We start from the raw sequence: 15,536 nt of genomic DNA on the forward strand, positions 1-15,536 counted from the left end.
CGCACCACCACCCAGTTCCGAATAGTCGGGCCGCATTCGCCATTTCTCGGCCCGCGCTTGCAGTTGATCGACGCTGTCCCGTCTCGGCCATGAACCGCCGTCAGTTCCTTGGATCGCTCGCCGCGTCGGTGGTCGTCGGCGTCGGGTCGGCCCGGCTCATCATCGACCCGCAGCCGCGCACCTTCGCCCAGACACCGCGGGTCGACGTGCCGACGTCCGGCCCGACCGCCCCGCAGGCTTTGCTGCCGCCCCCGCCGCTCAGCGCCCGCATTCCGCTGCCCGGCGGGGGTGCACTGGTCAAAATCCCCGGCGAAGGCGACCTGCTCGCGCTGACCGTCGACGACGGCGTGAACAGCGAGGTGGTGCGCGCCTACACGCAATTCGCCAAGGACACCGGCGTGCGGCTGACCTATTTCGTCAACGGGGTTTACGACTCGTGGACCGACAACATGGAGCTGCTGCGGCCGTTGGTCGACAGCGGGCAGATCCAACTCGGTAACCACACCTGGTCACACCCGGACCTGACCACACTGACCAAAGAGCAAGTCGCCGAACAGCTCACCCGTAACGACGCATTCCTGAAGAAGACGTACGGCATCGGCGCCAAGCCCTATTGGCGGCCGCCGTACGCCAAGCGCAACGCCGCCGTGGACGCCGTCGCCGCCGACCTCGGTTACAAGGTCCCCACCCTGTGGTCGGGCTCGCTGTCGGATTCGACGCTGATCACCGAGGACTACATCGTGCAGATGGCCGATCAGTACTTCACGCCGCAGGCCATCGTCATCGGGCACCTCAATCATCTGCCGGTGACGCACGTCTATCCGCAGCTCGTCGACATCATCCGCGACCGGAACCTTCGCACGGTCACGCTCAACGACGTGTTCGTCAAGACGCCCTGACGGCCGCTACCCGACGCCGTCCGGCGCGGCCGCTCACCCCGGGCCTGCCGCCATCGCTTCTCCGAAGCGACTGCGTTGGAACGCATCACCCGCGGGGCACGCCGGCCACGCGCCGTCAGCTCGATGATCCGGGCAGGCGCGTCGACCGGGTCGGGGGCCCGGGTGACGTAGCCATGCCGCTCCAGGGCCACTATTGCCTGCCGGCTCACCCGTATCTGGCAATTCTTTACCCGGAATCATCGTTGGCGAGCACACAATCTCTAAAAAATTAGAGAAACCTCTTCCGCTGGCCGGCGGTCGATTGTTACCGTTCCGTAATGCGTCGGGCCGGGGGAATTTTAACAGCGCTGCTGATAATTGCTTCAGCACTGGCGGGGGGCGGAATTGCGCGGGCTGACGGCGGCGACGAGCCGCGGTACGCGGACTTTTACACCCCGCCGGACCCGCTGCCGCCCGGCCAGCCCGGCGACCTGATGCGGACCGAGCCGTCGCGGCTGGTGCTGGAACCGTCGGGCCAGCTGGGCGCGATCATGGCGACCGGCACCCGAATCATGTACCGCAGCACCGACACCCGTGGTAACCCGATCGCGGTCACCGGCACCTACTTCGAGCCCTACAACGACTGGCCGGGTGGCGGGCCACGGCCGTTGATCAGTTACGCACCCGGCACCCAGGGCCAGGGCAATCAGTGCGCGCCGTCGCGAATGTTCAACCAGGGCATCCACTATTCGGGTGGCTGGGACATCATGCTCAACTACGAGGAACTGTTCGTCGCCACCATGGTCGCCCGTGGTTTCGCCATCGTGATGACCGACTACGAGGGCCTGGGCACCGCGTCGATGCACACATATGTGGGGCGGGTGGCCGAGGGGCAGGCCGTCCTCGACGCCGCCCGCGCGGCTATGCGACTGCCCGGCACGTCGTTGGATCCGCATGGGCCCGTGGCATTTTGGGGCTATTCGCAGGGCGGTGGCGCGTCCGCCTCCGCGGCCGAGCTCGCCTCGCAATACGCCCCCGACCTCCATATCGTGGGTACCTATGCCGGGGCGCCCCCGGCCAACCTCAAGGAACTGTTTCCCTACGCCGACGGCAGCGTCCTGGTCGGCGCCGTCGGATACGCGCTCAACAGCGTGCTGGCCGCCTACCCGGAGTTCGCCGACACCATCCGCTCCAAGATGACACCCCGCGGGCTGGCGATGCTCGAATCCGTATCGCGCCAGTGCGTCGGCCAGACCATCTTGGACTTCATGTTTCGGCATCTGCAGCCCTACTTCACCGAGGACATCGACCAATTGGTGAATGAGGAGCCGTTCAACACCCTGTTCGACGCACAGCGGATCGGGCGCTACAAACCCAACGCGCCGGTGCTGATCAACAGCAACCGCTACGACCCGCTGGTGCCGTGGACCGCGGCCAACCAACTCGGACGCGACTGGTGCACCCAGGACGCCGACGTGGAATTCCGCTCCAACGAAGAGCCGCCCTTCCTCAACAAGCTCATCATCAACCACGCCCTGCCGATGCTGGTCGACGGTGAGCCGGCCATGCAGTGGATCGCGGCCCGCTTCAACGGAGAGCCCACCGCACCGAACTGCGGTCGGTTCTGAAGCGCGGCCGAGATTGGCGTCGATAAACTGGGGTGCATCGCTGCACGCAGAAAGCACAACGCGCCTGAGCGGCGCCGCCAGCTCGCCGACGCCGCGATCGAACTGTTGGGCAGCAACGGGGTGCACGGTGTCAGTCACCCCAAGGTCGACGACCACGCCGGCGTGCCGGCCGGCACCACGTCGTTCTACTTCAGGACCCGCAAGGCGCTGGTGCACGCCATGGCCACCCGGCTTGCCGAACTGGACGTCGCCGATTTTTCGATGATGACCGAACTCGCCGAGGATCACGCCACGCAGTTCGCCGGCACCGCCGGTTTGGCCCGCATCGTCATGTACGTGAACAGCGAACCCTGGCTGACCCGCGCCAAGGCGCGCTACGAGCTGGCACTGCTCGCCGGGCGGGACCCCGAACTGGCCGCGGCCCTCAGTGAATCCGCGGACCGGCTCTACGCCCTGGCCCGCGACGTCGTCACCCAATGGCATCCCGATGGCGCCGCACCCGATCCGGCCTTGGTCGACGACCAGGCGATCGCCACCCTGGCGTTCATCAACGGGATCATGCTGACCTTCGTGGCGGGGCAGCCGGCCGTCGACAACGCCGAGCACCTCGACCGGCTCGTCCAGGGTGTCATCGCCGGCGTCGCTGCAATTCGCGGTGCTTGACCCCGCCCGTCAGCGCGCCTCGAACATCCCGTCGATGAGGCGGTGCAGCACCTGCCGGGTTTCCCGGCGGGTGCGGTCCGGGTCGTCGGCGGTGGCGATGACCATGGCCGCCTCGTCGAGCGCACCGATCAGCACGTGCGCCAACGGCCGCACCGGTTGCTCGGCCAACTGGCCGGCCCGGATCGCCTCGGCGAGCATCTGCTCGGTCATGCCCAGGCTGTACCGCTGGGCGACATCGCGGAATTCCGCCCAGCCGAGCACGCTCGGCGCATCCAACAGGATCAGCTGCCGCACTTCGGGATCGGCGGAAACCTCGAGCCACGCGTCCACGGCGGCCCGGATCGCGGCCGTCGGCGTCGTCGCCCCGGACTCGGCCACCACCACGGCCATCCGCGCCATCACATCCTGCTCGACGACCTCGACGACCTCGCGGAAAAGCGTTGCCTTGTCGGCGAATTGGTGATACATCGCGCCGCGGGTCAGCCCGGCCGCCGAGGCGATCTCGGGCGTACCCACGTCCGCGTATCCTCGCAGGCCCCACAGTTTGCGCGCAGCGCCGATCAGCGCCTCGCGGGTCGCCGCGGAGCGCTCCTCCTGGGTGCGTCTCTTGCTTTCCATACAACCTGTTGGTAACTTACGAACAGACAGCCTGTTTGTAACTATATCTGAGTAGGAGTCCTCTATGTCGACGATCGACATTAGTGCCGGAACCATTCATTACGAAGCAACCGGACCCGAAAACGGCAGGCCGGTCGTGTTCGTGCACGGCTACATGATGGGTGGCCAATTGTGGCGTCAGGTCAGCGAGCGGCTGGCCGGCCGCGGCCTGCGCTGCATCGCCCCGACCTGGCCGCTGGGCGCGCATCCGGAGCCGCTGCGTCACGGCGCCGATCGAACCATCACCGGCGTCGCCGGCATGGTCGCCGAGGCGCTCGCGGCGCTCGACCTCGAGGACGTGGTGCTGGTCGGCAACGACACCGGCGGCGTCGTCACCCAGCTGGTGGCCGTGCACCATCGCGAGCGGCTGGGCGCGCTGGTGCTCACGAGTTGCGATGCGTTCGAACACTTTCCGCCGCCGATCCTGCGGCCACTGCTGTTGGCGGCCAAGTCGAAGACGTTGTTCCGCACCGCGATCCAGGCCGTACGCGCCCCCGTCGTGCGCAAGCGCGCGTTCGACGGCCTGGCGCACAGCAACGTCGACGACCTCACCGAGCTCTGGGTGCGCCCGGCCCTGTCGCTTCCTGAGGTCGCCGAAGACCTGCGCCAGTTCACGCTTTCGATGCGCACCGAGGTGACGACGACGGTGGCGACCCGGCTGTACGACTTCGACAAGCCGACGCTCATCGCATGGTCGGCCGATGACGTGTTCTTCGAGCAGGAAGACGGGGCGCGGCTGGCCGCGACCATTCCGAACGCCCGCCTCGAAGTGATCGCTGGGGCGCGGACCTTCTCGATGCTCGATCAGCCCGACCGACTCGCGGATCTGCTCTCGACGATCGCGGTGCGCGCCTGACCGGCTGGCCTCCGCGAGTGTAACGGCACGGCGAAAAATCGAGCGGGATCTCGCCGTGGCGTTACGCTCGCGTGCATGGAAAATGTCCTGCTCGGCCGGCGCATCCTGGTGACCGGCGGCGCCACCGGTATCGGCGCTGCCGCCGTCGGAGTCCTGACCGAGGCGGGCGCCGAGGTCGCCGCGACCTACCACCAGACGCCGCCGCCGGAAGGCCTCGCGGCCAGCTGGCTGCAGTGCGACGTGCGCGACGCCGACGCCGTCTCAGCGATGGTCACCGACGCGGTGCAACGCCTGGGCGGGCTCGACGTCCTGGTGCACGCCGCGGGGCTCTGGCAGGCCGGGATCCCCGGCTACATCGGCGCCGACGAGATCTCCTTTCTGTTGGACACCAACGTCAAGGCGACCATCCTCACCAATCAGGCCGCCTACGCCGTCATGAAGGAGCAAAACCCCAAGGGCGGCCGGATCATCAACTTCGGCTCCTCCGAAGCCGTTATGGGCAGCCCGATCTCGGCCGTCTACGCGGCGACCAAGGGCGCGGTGCAGGCGTGGACGCGGTCGGCCGCCAAGGCCTGGGCCGCCGACGATGTCACCGTCAACGCCCTTGCCCCGGCGGTGCAGACGCCGGGCGCCGACCGGCTGCGCGATTTCCTCGGGCCAGAATCGGCCGCGCTGATCGACCAGCAGATGAAGATGATGATCCCGCTGGGCGGGACGCTGGGGGAACCCGCCCGCGACGTCGGACCGATGCTGGTTTTTTTAGCCGGCCCCGGGTCGGGCTTCATCACCGGGCAGCTGCTGGCGGTGGACGGCGGCCTGATGATGGTGGGCGGTTAGGCAGCGCGCGGCCGATCAGACCCTCTGGTTACCAATAGCACTCAGCGGCATCGGCTTTAATCATTGGCTCGCCGGGCGCCCGACTGGCCACCACGGCGGCGCCTGGCCGCGATGCCCACCGCCGGTGTTCGTGAGACCCCGCGACGAAATTCGCGTGCTCGATTGCGGAGCAGAAGTAGCGACCTGTGTAACTCAAACAGCATGGGGCAATGATCACCGTTTGATACGAACGAATCCGCTATACACGCGGTCCTCGATAGGGAATCCTGGGCGAAATGGCCATGACGATTTCCACAACGCGAGGTGCTGCGCAGCCATGGACCAGCCGGCACCGGCGGCCCCCCATTACGTGTCGCGATTTTGCGGCGCCGAGGTGCCAGCTATCATAAGACGGACCGTCTCGTCTCGTAGGGCGGGCACAGTGAAGGTGAATCGGAGCGATGACTGACGACACGATCCAAGCGCTACTGCGCAAGCGCTTATCCGACCCGTCGATCGCGGTGAAATACGGTGACGTGCAATGGAGTTGGCGCCAGTACCTGGAGGGGTCGACGGCGCGCGCCGCCGCCCTGTTGGCCGCCGCCGATCCCGTACGACCGCTGCACATCGGCGCCCTGCTGGGAAACACACCCGAGATGCTGAGCCAGATGGCGGCGGCCGGGCTCGGTGGCTACGTCCTGTGCGGGCTGAACACCACCCGCCGCGGTGCGGCGCTGGCCGCCGATATTCGCCGCGCCGACTGCCAGTTCGTGGTGACCGATGCCGAACACCGGCCGCTGCTGGACGGCCTGGACCTGCCGGGCACGCAAATCCTCGACACCTCGACGCCGCAGTGGGCCGAGTTCATCGACACCGCCGGGGAGCTGACGCCCCATCGGCAGGTCACCGCGATGGACGCCTTCATGATGATCTTCACCTCGGGAACGAGCGGAAATCCCAAGGCGGTGCAGGTATCCCACTTCATGGCGACGTTCGCCGGACTCAACCTCGTCCAGCGCTTCGCCCTGACCGAACAGGACACCTGCTACGTCTCGATGCCGCTGTTTCATTCCAACGCGGTCGTCGCCGGATGGGCGCCCGCGGTGTGCTCGGGGGCCGCGATGGTGCCCGCGAAGTTCTCGGCGAGCAATTTCCTCGACGACATCCGCCGGTACGGCGCCACCTACATGAACTACGTCGGCAAACCGCTCGCCTACATCCTGGCCACCGCCGAACGCGACGACGACGCCCACAATCCCCTGCGGGTGGCGTTCGGCAACGAGGCCAACGACAAGGACATCGAGGAGTTTGGCCGCCGCTTCGGCGTGCAGGTCGAGGACGGCTTCGGCTCCACCGAGAACGCCGTCATCGTGATCCGAGAAGAAGGCACTCCCAAAGGCTCGATCGGCAAAGGCATGGACGGGATCGCGATCTACAACAGCGACACCATCACCGAATGTGCGATCGCACGGTTCGACGCCGACGGGGCGCTCGTCAACGCCGACGAATCGGTGGGCGAGTTGGTGAACACGGCGGGTTCGGGTTTCTTCACCGGCTACTACAACGACCCGGACGCCAACGCCGAGCGCATGCACCACGGCATGTACTGGTCCGGGGACCTCGCCTATCGGGACGCCGACGGCTGGATCTACCTGGCCGGGCGCACCGCCGACTGGATGCGGGTCGACGGCGAGAACCTGGCCGCCGCGCCCATCGAGCGGATTCTGTTGCGCCACAGCGCGATCAATCGGATCGCGATCTACGCCGTCGCCGACGGCCGGGTGGGCGATCAGGTGATGGCCGCCATCGTGCTCAACGACGGCCACAGCCTCGCGCCCGCCGAATTCGAAACATTCCTGGACGCACAGCCCGACCTGTCCCCCAAGGCCCGCCCGCGATACGTGCGCATCGCGACCGACCTGCCCAGCACCGCCACCCACAAGGTGCTCAAGCGCCAGTTGATCGCCCAGGGAACCGCTATCGGCGCGGGAGAAGTCTTGTGGGAGCGCGACGCTCGTGGGACGACGTACACGGCAAGTGCCGATCGCAAGAGCGGCGGAGCCGGGCGCAGCGGGTCGCCACCATTGGCTAGCCGGGGTTCCGGGGTGTCCGACGGCGGATCTGCCCCTTCGACCGTCGCACCCGCTTGACGGGGTCACGGCTGGTGCCGCCGGCGATCTCGTCGCGCAGCTGGGAGATGTTGGAGATCTCCGCATACAGGCCCCGGATCGCGTAGTCCAGGACGGCGAACGAGTACCGCTGGTCGGGGTCCTCGGTGATGCCGAGTTCGTGGGAGCGCTGCCGCGACCACAGTGCCTCGTCGAGCCGGGCCCGGGTCGCGTCGAGATGCCGGTCCAGGGTGTCCAGGACGTGCTCGGGATCCTCGCCGCGGGCCAGCCAGGTTTTGAGGATGACGGGGTGTTTGATGACCACCTGCTCCTGGCCCGGGAAATGCTGGACCCACCGGCGCAGCGCGTCGAGCCCGGCCTCGGTGGTCTCGTACAAGGTGATGGCGCGCTTGCCGGATTGGGCGCCGGTCTCGCTGACCATTCCCCGGGCCAGCAGCCGGGTCAGCTCGCGCCGCACGTGACTCACCGACGGCGACCAGTAGAAGTGGCCGACCGACAGTTCGGCGCGCATCTTGATCTCACCGGCGGTGAGTTGTTCGTCGTTGGCCGCCAGCACGCCCAGGACCAGATAGGCGGTGACCGGAAGTCCGTTGCTGGTACGGGGACTCACGAACTGTCGGCCTCTTCGGCGGTGAAGTATGGAAGCATCAGGTCGGGGCCGACGCCGTGGAATTGCACCCGGACGCGCAGGCCGACCTCGATGTCCTCCGGGGGCACACCGACGACGTTGGTCAGCATCTGATAGCCCTCGTCGAGCGTGATGATCGCCGGTGCATAGGGCGGTTCGAACTCCGCCGTCACCGGTCGATAAACGACTGTCCAGCTGTAGATCTCACCGCGGCCACCGCCCTGCCGCCAGTCGATGTCGTCCGAAAGGCATTGGCGGCAATGCTCAGTCGGGGGAAAGTTCGCCTGACCGCACGCCGCGCAACGCTGATAGCGCAGCTGCCGCGACCGGCATCCCTCCCAGAACGGCACGCTGACATGGCTGCTCGCGTGCGGGACAGGCCCGGCTTGGGGTCGCAATCGATCAGGGGTCACCGTGGTTCGTCTCCCAAAATCAGCACCGTCGTGAACAGGGCCCCCGCTCCCCCGTTGCTGCACAACGCGATATGCGCATCGGGGACTTGAAGATCACCGGCCTGGCCGCGCAGCTGCTGAACCGCCCGGATCGCCCGCTGCATCATCTGCGGATTGGAGCCCGCGTGGCTGAACGACATGGTTCCCCCGTCGGTGGTGATCGGATGGCTGCCGTCGATGGCGATGTGGCCGTCGCCGACGAACGGTCCGCCCTCGCCGTCGCCACAGAAGCCGAATGCCTCGAGCTGCCGGATGATTTCGAAGGAGAACGGATCGTACAGTTCCAGCACGTCGACGTCGTCGCGGCGCAGCCCGGCGTGGTCGAACGCGCACTCGGCCGCGCGCCGGCCCACGACGCCGTTCACGTGATCGCCGCGCCGTCCGGCGAGGTCGTACGCCGGGGGATGCTGGTAGGACGGGCCGTGGAAGTCCGCGCCGCTGCCCAGGACGTAGATGGGCTGGCTCTTGACGTCGATGGCGTTGACGTTGGCCACGATGAGCGCACACCCGCCCTCGGACGTGGTGGCGCAGTCCAGGAGATGGAACGGGTCGGCGATGGGGCGCGACGCGGTGATGTCGCCCGGTGCGAAGGGCCCGCGTTGGTGGTAGACCGCTTCGGGATTGCGTGACCCGTTGTTGCGGATGGTCGCCGCGACGATCGAAAGTTGTTCGCGCGTGGTGCCGTAGACGTGCATGTGGCGTCGCGCGATGAGCGCGAATTCGGCGGTGGTGAACATGCCCCAGGGCGCGACGAATTCGTTTTCGGGCCGGGTCCACGGCGCGGTGGCCTCGTGGTCGCGGTATTCGCCGGCCTGGGCCGCGACCAGCACCACCACGTCGGCCATGCCGTGCTCGATGGCGGTCACCGCCTCGGTGATCATGCCGACCCCGAAAGCCAGGCCCTGCCAGGCGGGGCCGAGACGCAGGTCGTAGATCAACGAGGTCGACTGCGGGCTCGCACTGATGCCGTCGACGTCATCGAGGGTCAGGCCGGCATCGTCGAGCGCGCCCAGAATCGCCTTGATCGCGAGCCCGCGCGAGGTTTCGCCGTCCAGGCGCCGGCCCTGGCGGGTGTTATGCACGCCGACGATCGCCGCGGTGCGTTTCTTCCGGCTAGTTTTCATCCGCGACAACTCCCAGGTAGGTGCCCACGACGTCGTATCCGCGTCCGTCGCGCTCGATGGTGCCGATCGTGGTGGCTCGTGCATCGGCGCGAGCCGCGCCCGGCTCGATCACGTCGATCCGCACGTCCACGGGCCGCGCCGTGCGCGGGTCGGTGATCTCGACGACCATCGCCACCGCGTGCTCGTCCTCGTCCCACTCGACGCTGGTGATGCGGTGGCGGGCGGTCAGCTCCATCACCACGGAGTCCTGGCGCACCAGGAAACGCACCGGCGCGCACAGCTCCCCGGCGCGGGGCGGCACGCACAGGCTGACCGCCATCTCACAGGCCCGCCGGCCGGTCGCTGATGGTGCCCGACCGCCGCAGGTCGGCCAGATCCTTTGCGCTGTGCCCGAGAATCTCGGTGAGCACCTCACCGGTGTGCTGGCCGTAGAGCGGCGGCACCCGCCGAATCCAGCGCCTGGGCTCGCCGAGGAACACGAAAGGCATTCCGGTGCACCGGAAAGAGCCCGCGACCGGATGGTTGACCGTCTCCCAGAAACCCCGGGCGCGCAGGTGCGGGTCGGTCAGCAGCGCCGCGGCCGGGGTGACGCGCGCGGCGGCCACCCCGACGCCGCGCAGCGCGTCGACCGCTTCGGTCACCGAGCGCCCCGCGGCCCAGTCGGAGATCAGTTTGTCGACATCGTCGGACCGCTCGTCCCAGCCGGTTTCGGGCAGCTCCGGTTGGTCGAGGAGTACTGCCAGCGAGGCGCGTGCGGGGGCATCCATCGCGGCGAGCGCGACCCATTCGTCGTCGCCTCGGCACCGGTACACGCCCTGGGGGTCGGCCCCAGGTCCACGGTTTCCATTGCGGCGCATCGCGATTCCGTTGCGTGAATACTCGACCAGCATCTCGGCCGCCACGTTGAGCGCGGCCTCGACCATGGTCGATTCCACCTGCATTCGGGCGCCCCCGCGGTCGCGGATCACCAGTGCGGCCACGGCGGCGAAGGCGGCGTGCAGGCCGGCGATCGGGTCGCACACCCCGCGCGGAATCACCGGCGGGCCGTCGGCGTGCCCGGTCATCCACGCCATGCCCGTCGCCTGCTCCATCGTCTGTGCGAAGCCGACGCGGTCGCGCCACGGACCATCGAGGCCGAACGCGGGCATCCGCACCATGATGGCGTGTGGGTTGGCCACGCGCACCGCGTCCCACTCCAGCCCGAAGTTCGCCATCACCCTGGGCGAGAAGTTCTCGACGACGAGATCGCTCGCGGCGATGAGCTCGAGCGCGATGGATCGCCCGGCATCGGTGCCCAGGTCGACGCTGACGCCGCGCTTGTTGTTGTTGCTGCACAGGAATACCGGGCCCCACTCCCACCATTGATCCCAGTCGGGCGGGCGGCCCGCGGAGAACCGCATGCCGTCGGGCCGCCGGACCCCCTCGACCTTGATCACGTCGGCGCCCAGGGCGCCGAGCAGTTGCGTGGCGACCGGGCCGGCCCAGAACGCGGTGAAGTCGGTGACCCGCACGTCGGACAGGGGAAGGGCGTCGGGGTCGGCGCTTCGGGGCGGCTCGGGCCGGGCCGGCCAGTGCAGCCGTCCGTTGTCGGCGCCGAGTGATGGCGGCTCTCCGGGCGCCCTGGTCGCTATCGCGTCGCTGCGATACGGCACCCGCGGCGCCAACACCCCGGCTGGTGATTCGACGAACACGCCGCGTTCCACGAAGTGGTCCACCTTGGGCAGCGTCTCGGGAGACGCGATGGGGGACACCGGGATCCGGAATGCGACCGCAAGGTCGACGATCTCCTGGGTGGTTCGGCTCCGGGTCCATGCGGTGACCATGTCCAGGAACTCGTCGCGGCGCTCGACCCGGCCGGCGAAGGACGCCAGCTCGGCGTCGCCGACGAGATCGGCGCGGTCGATCAGCACCAGGAAATCCTGGAACTGCTGCGCGGTGATGGTGCAGAAGCCAACCATGCCGTCGGCCGTGGGGACGATCGACGGCAGCTCCAGGCTGCGTTCGTGCAGCAGCGAATCGGCACCCAGCACGCTGGCGGACATGGCGGACAGGCCACCCATCGCGATCACCATGGCCTCGTACGTCGAGACGTCGATGACCTGGCCGCGCCCGCTCCGGGCGGCGTGCCGGGCCGTCGCCGCGGCGGCCGCCGCGGCGAACGTACCCGCCAGCCACTCGCCCAGCCGGCCGCCAGCTTGTACCGGTTCGTCATCCGGCCAGCCCCGACCGGCGATCGATCCGCACAACGCCTGCAGGATGAATTCGTTGGCCGCCACCTGGTTTTCGACGTAGGGACCGGTGGTGCCGAACGCTGTCACGGCCACCACCACCGCCGAGGCCGCGGTGTGCGCGGTGATGCCGTCGAGCGTCCACCCGTCGGTCAGGTCGGTGAGCACGATGTCGGCGCCGGACAGCAGCGACGCGATCTCGGCCTGGCCGTGGTTGACCACCGACTTCTTACCCGCGGCCAGATATCCGAACAACGCCCCGGGCGGACCCCCGGCCGACCAGCCGCGCAACGAATCGCCTTGTGTCGATTCGATTTTCACCACGTCGGCGCCGGCGTCGGCGAACATCTTGCCGCAGTAGGACACCGCCAGGCCGTTGCACAACTCCAGCACGCGCCAGTCCACGAACGGCGCCTCGGCCCCCACGTTCAGTTGCCCAGGGTGGTGGCGCGCCCGGCGATACCGACCGCCTCCGCCGTCACCGGTGCGGCGGCCCCGGCCTGCAGGGCGAACTGCGTCATCCGGGTCCACGCGTCCCGGTCGCGCTGGCTGGCCTGGCGCCCGACGTGGGTGACCACGTCGACATCGGTGGCCTGCGCGCGCAGCTCGCCGGCCCGCGCCTGCTCCTTCGGGATATACCGGAACGGGTCGAATGAGTATGCGGCCATGGCGTTTTCGTGGGTGATCTTGTCGATGACCCGATCGTCGAGATGGCCCATGGTGGCGCTGATGTCCTCCGGCGCGAACGGCCAGTTGCTATCGGAGTGCGGGAAGTCGGACTCCCAGCACAGCATGTCCTCGTTGAACCAATCCATGTTGTGTACACCGACCTTGTCGCTGATGAAGCAGGTGTAGAAATGCCGCTTGAACACATCGGTGGGGCCACTGTATCCCGGTGGGAACGTCGCCAGCGTCCACCCCGAGTGGCGGTTGTAGACGTGCTCGGCGCGCCACAGGAAGTACGGCATCCAGCCGACGTCGCCCTCGGTGAGCGAGAACTTCAGTTCTGGGAAGTCCGCCCAGAACTCGGCCCAGATCAGTTCGGTGAAGGTGAACATGCTCATCATCGACGAGGCGGTCATCTGCACGCTGGGCGGTGCGTCCGTCGACACCTGCGGCGAGCGCGAGGCGGAGCCGACGTGGGTGCACAGCACCGTCTTGTTTTCACAGGCGGCCTCGAACAGCGGATACCAGTACTTGGTGTGAATGCTGGGCATCTGCAGGGCTTCCGGGTTCTCCGAGAACGTCACCGCGTGACAACCCTTGTCGGCCAGGCGTTTGACCTCCTTGGCGGCCTCGGCCACGTCGAACAGCGGCAGGATGCCGCACGGGATGAACCGGCCCGGACACGCCCCGCACCATTCGTCGACGTGCCAGTCGTTGTAGGCCTTGATCATCACCAGGTTGACCCCGCGGTCGGGACCCTGGTTGAGGACCTGGCCGGAGAAGCCGGTGAAGTTCGGAAAGTTCAACCCCGCCAGCTGCCCGCCGGCGTTCATGTCGCGCACCCGCTCGTCGACGTTGAAGCAGCCCGGCCGCATTTCGTCGTAGCGCGAGGCGTCGATGTTGTACATCTCGCAGGGCTTGCCGGCCACGGCGTTCAGGCCCATGTTGCGGCCGCGGACGTCGCCGTAGTACCACTGCTGGATGCCGTCGGGTTCGAGGACCACCCGCGGCGCCCGGTCCTTGTACTTGGCGGGCACATGGGCGTCGAACATGTCGGCCGGCTCGGCGATGTGATCATCCACGCTGATCAGGATCAGATCGTCCTTGTTCATGCCGCGCTCCTCGGTCAATTTATAGTGACTAGTAGATAATGGTGTTCATCACACTGTCAACGGTTCGCGTCGCGGTTCAACCTGGCGGTACAGCCCGCGTCTTCTGCTGCATGCCAACGTATACGGCGGCATCGGGCGCGGGCGCCCCCGCCCCGAACGGCGTGGCCGCGTCGTACCGGTACAAGTGGACTAATAGTCCATCACACGGTGCAGCGCCTGGCCGCACCGCAAGGCATCGTGCAGTGCGGATTGGCCTCGCATGCCACCATGGGGCATGACCGGGCCCGGAAGGTAACGGAAGTTGAGCACCCCCAAAGCTGCGCGTCCGACCACCGCGGATGTGGCCCGATTGGCCAGCGTGTCGACCGCCACGGTCAGCTATGTGCTGAACAACGCGCAGGGCCGCCGGATCTCCCCCGAAACCCGCGACGCCGTCTACCGGGCGGCCAAACTCTTGGGTTACCGGCCCAATCTCGCCGCCCGCAACCTCGCGCGCGGCAAAAGCGGTGTCGTGCTTTACGTGGTGCCGCACGTGGCCGTGGGCGAGATGCCGATGCAGGCGGGTAGCCGCATGACCACGGCACTGGCGCGCGAAGGGTTGCTTCAGGTACAGATTTTCGAGACCGACGACGATCATCATGTGGTCGACGCGATCGAGAACCTGGACCCGGTCGCGATCACCAGCCTGTTCCCGCTGAGCGCCGCCGCCCGTCACGCGGTGACCAAGGCCGGCATCCCGCACATCGAGATCGGGACGCTGCCCGCGCTCAAGAACCCGCATCTTTCGGTCGGCGAGATGCGCGTCGAGCACCTCGTCGAGCGCGGACATCGGCGAATCGCGTTCGCCTACACTGGGATTGCCCGATGGCGGCCGTTGGGCGACTACTGGTTCGAGGGCGTTTCGCGAGCGGCGCAATCGCGCGACCTGCCGCCCGTCCGGGTCGACCAGGTCACACTGGACAACGCCGCCGACGTAGTCACCGGCTGGGTGGGCGACGGGGTGACCGCCGTCTGCGCCCAAAGCGACGAGATCGCCTGCCTCGTCCTCTACGGCATCCATCAGGCGCGGCTGCGGTGTCCCGGCGACCTCGCGGTGATGGGCGTCGACGCCAGCCCCATGGGCATGGTCAGCACGCCGCCGCTGACCACGGTTCAATTCGATCCCTGCGCGGTCGCCGAAGCCGCGCTCGCCGCGGTCTTCGAACGGCTGGGGCAACCCGCCCCGCCCTCCCCCGAACTCACCGACATCGCCCACCTCGTGGTGCGGTCGTCGACCTGAACGTCAGTCGGCGGGCTCGTAACGCAGCAGCGTGACGTCGTGCTCCGGATAGTCGCAGAACACCGGCCTCACCCGCATCCCCACCTCGAGGCGGGCCGGGTCAACGTTGACCATCTCGGTGGAAAACCTTGGTCCCTCGTCCCATTCGACGATGGCGAGCAGCTGTGGCACCGCATCGGCGAAATGCGGGCTGACCGGCCGGTGGGCCACCGTGTAGGAGTACAGCGTCCCCATCCCGGAGATCTCGCGCCATTCCAGATCATCGGCCAGGGTGCGCGGCGCACGCACCCGTGGATAGAACACATAGGCCTGTAGCGACGGCGAATACTGGATGGCGATGCGATGCTCGGCCAGCGCGTCCCAGAACGGTGCGCTGGTAGGCGTTTTGACGGGCATCGGCCGCTCGAAGGTGGGCATGGG

General features: G+C 67.7%; 15 protein-coding genes and 1 pseudogene. 7 read left to right on the forward strand and 9 right to left on the reverse strand.

Going from position 1 to position 15,536, the window contains the following annotated elements; translation table 11 throughout:
• Nucleotides 1–89 precede the first annotated feature (89 nt).
• Nucleotides 90–899, forward strand: coding sequence for a polysaccharide deacetylase family protein (locus tag EPN51_RS05350; protein ID WP_293038259.1), 810 nt, complete (start codon nucleotides 90–92; stop codon nucleotides 897–899).
• On the opposite strand, the pseudogene EPN51_RS05355 reads toward EPN51_RS05350, so the two are convergent.
• Nucleotides 818–1,117 (reverse strand): annotated as a pseudogene (locus EPN51_RS05355) (hypothetical protein); the annotation flags it as partial. The gene EPN51_RS05350 and the pseudogene EPN51_RS05355 overlap by 82 nt on opposite strands.
• A gap of 99 nt (nucleotides 1,118–1,216) precedes the next feature.
• Here EPN51_RS05355 and EPN51_RS05360 point away from each other — a divergent pair.
• Nucleotides 1,217–2,506, forward strand: a complete 1,290-nt coding sequence (locus tag EPN51_RS05360; protein ID WP_293038262.1) for a lipase family protein — start codon at nucleotides 1,217–1,219, stop codon at nucleotides 2,504–2,506.
• A gap of 12 nt (nucleotides 2,507–2,518) precedes the next feature.
• The gene (locus tag EPN51_RS05365; RefSeq protein ID WP_293038420.1) at nucleotides 2,519–3,169 is read left to right on the forward strand and encodes a TetR family transcriptional regulator; all 651 of its coding nucleotides are present in this window, start codon (nucleotides 2,519–2,521) and stop codon (nucleotides 3,167–3,169) included.
• A 9-nt stretch (nucleotides 3,170–3,178) separates the two neighbouring features.
• Here EPN51_RS05365 and EPN51_RS05370 read toward each other — a convergent pair whose 3' ends face one another.
• Nucleotides 3,179–3,787: a TetR/AcrR family transcriptional regulator gene (locus EPN51_RS05370; protein WP_293038265.1), complete on the reverse strand. Its 609-nt coding sequence runs from the start codon at nucleotides 3,785–3,787 to the stop codon at nucleotides 3,179–3,181.
• A 64-nt stretch (nucleotides 3,788–3,851) separates the two neighbouring features.
• Here EPN51_RS05370 and EPN51_RS05375 point away from each other — a divergent pair, with 64 nt between their 5' ends.
• The 3 genes from EPN51_RS05375 to fadD1 all read left to right on the forward strand — a co-directional run bounded on the left by EPN51_RS05375 (nucleotide 3,852) and on the right by fadD1 (nucleotide 7,648).
• Entirely contained in the window at nucleotides 3,852–4,682 is an 831-nt protein-coding gene (locus EPN51_RS05375) for an alpha/beta hydrolase (protein ID WP_293038268.1), read from the forward strand.
• Between the two features lie 75 nt (nucleotides 4,683–4,757).
• Nucleotides 4,758–5,519, forward strand: coding sequence for an SDR family oxidoreductase (locus EPN51_RS05380; protein ID WP_293038271.1), 762 nt, complete (start codon nucleotides 4,758–4,760; stop codon nucleotides 5,517–5,519).
• A 440-nt stretch (nucleotides 5,520–5,959) separates the two neighbouring features.
• On the forward strand, nucleotides 5,960–7,648 hold the full coding sequence (gene fadD1 / locus EPN51_RS05385; RefSeq protein WP_293038274.1) for a fatty-acid--CoA ligase FadD1: 1,689 nt from the start codon (nucleotides 5,960–5,962) through the stop codon (nucleotides 7,646–7,648).
• Here fadD1 and EPN51_RS05390 read toward each other — a convergent pair.
• From EPN51_RS05390 to EPN51_RS05415, 6 genes are read right to left on the reverse strand one after another with little or no spacing between them, the layout of a single operon-like run.
• Nucleotides 7,587–8,237 carry a MarR family transcriptional regulator gene (locus EPN51_RS05390; RefSeq protein WP_293038277.1) on the reverse strand — a complete coding sequence of 217 codons (651 nt, stop codon included), beginning with the start codon at nucleotides 8,235–8,237 and terminating at the stop codon, nucleotides 7,587–7,589. The two genes, fadD1 and EPN51_RS05390, sit on opposite strands and share 62 nt — an antisense overlap.
• Nucleotides 8,234–8,668 carry an OB-fold domain-containing protein gene (locus EPN51_RS05395; RefSeq protein ID WP_293038280.1) on the reverse strand — a complete coding sequence of 145 codons (435 nt, stop codon included), beginning with the start codon at nucleotides 8,666–8,668 and terminating at the stop codon, nucleotides 8,234–8,236. The genes EPN51_RS05390 and EPN51_RS05395 overlap by 4 nt, the downstream gene beginning before the upstream one ends.
• On the reverse strand, nucleotides 8,665–9,831 hold the full coding sequence (locus tag EPN51_RS05400) for a thiolase family protein (RefSeq protein WP_293038283.1): 1,167 nt from the start codon (nucleotides 9,829–9,831) through the stop codon (nucleotides 8,665–8,667). The genes EPN51_RS05395 and EPN51_RS05400 overlap by 4 nt, the downstream gene beginning before the upstream one ends.
• Nucleotides 9,821–10,150 carry a hypothetical protein gene (locus EPN51_RS05405; protein WP_293038286.1) on the reverse strand — a complete coding sequence of 110 codons (330 nt, stop codon included), beginning with the start codon at nucleotides 10,148–10,150 and terminating at the stop codon, nucleotides 9,821–9,823. The genes EPN51_RS05400 and EPN51_RS05405 overlap by 11 nt, the downstream gene beginning before the upstream one ends.
• Nucleotide 10,151: 1 nt before the next feature.
• The gene (locus EPN51_RS05410) at nucleotides 10,152–12,485 is read right to left on the reverse strand and encodes a CoA transferase (RefSeq protein WP_293038290.1); all 2,334 of its coding nucleotides are present in this window, start codon (nucleotides 12,483–12,485) and stop codon (nucleotides 10,152–10,154) included.
• 2 nt (nucleotides 12,486–12,487) lie between these two features.
• Nucleotides 12,488–13,837, reverse strand: coding sequence for an amidohydrolase family protein (locus tag EPN51_RS05415; RefSeq protein ID WP_293038293.1), 1,350 nt, complete (start codon nucleotides 13,835–13,837; stop codon nucleotides 12,488–12,490).
• Nucleotides 13,838–14,138: 301 nt separating this feature from the next.
• On the opposite strand from EPN51_RS05415, the gene EPN51_RS05420 reads away from it, so the two are divergent.
• Nucleotides 14,139–15,116 (forward strand): LacI family DNA-binding transcriptional regulator, encoded by a 978-nt coding sequence (locus EPN51_RS05420; RefSeq protein ID WP_293038296.1) that lies wholly within the window; start codon nucleotides 14,139–14,141, stop codon nucleotides 15,114–15,116.
• A gap of 3 nt (nucleotides 15,117–15,119) precedes the next feature.
• Here the strand turns inward: EPN51_RS05420 and EPN51_RS05425 are convergent, their stop codons facing one another.
• Entirely contained in the window at nucleotides 15,120–15,533 is a 414-nt protein-coding gene (locus tag EPN51_RS05425; protein ID WP_293038299.1) for an OB-fold domain-containing protein, read from the reverse strand.
• Between the last annotated feature and the right edge of the window lie 3 nt (nucleotides 15,534–15,536).

This window comes from Mycobacterium sp., from assembly GCF_004298145.1.
Taxonomy (GTDB): Bacteria; Actinomycetota; Actinomycetes; order Mycobacteriales; family Mycobacteriaceae; genus Mycobacterium.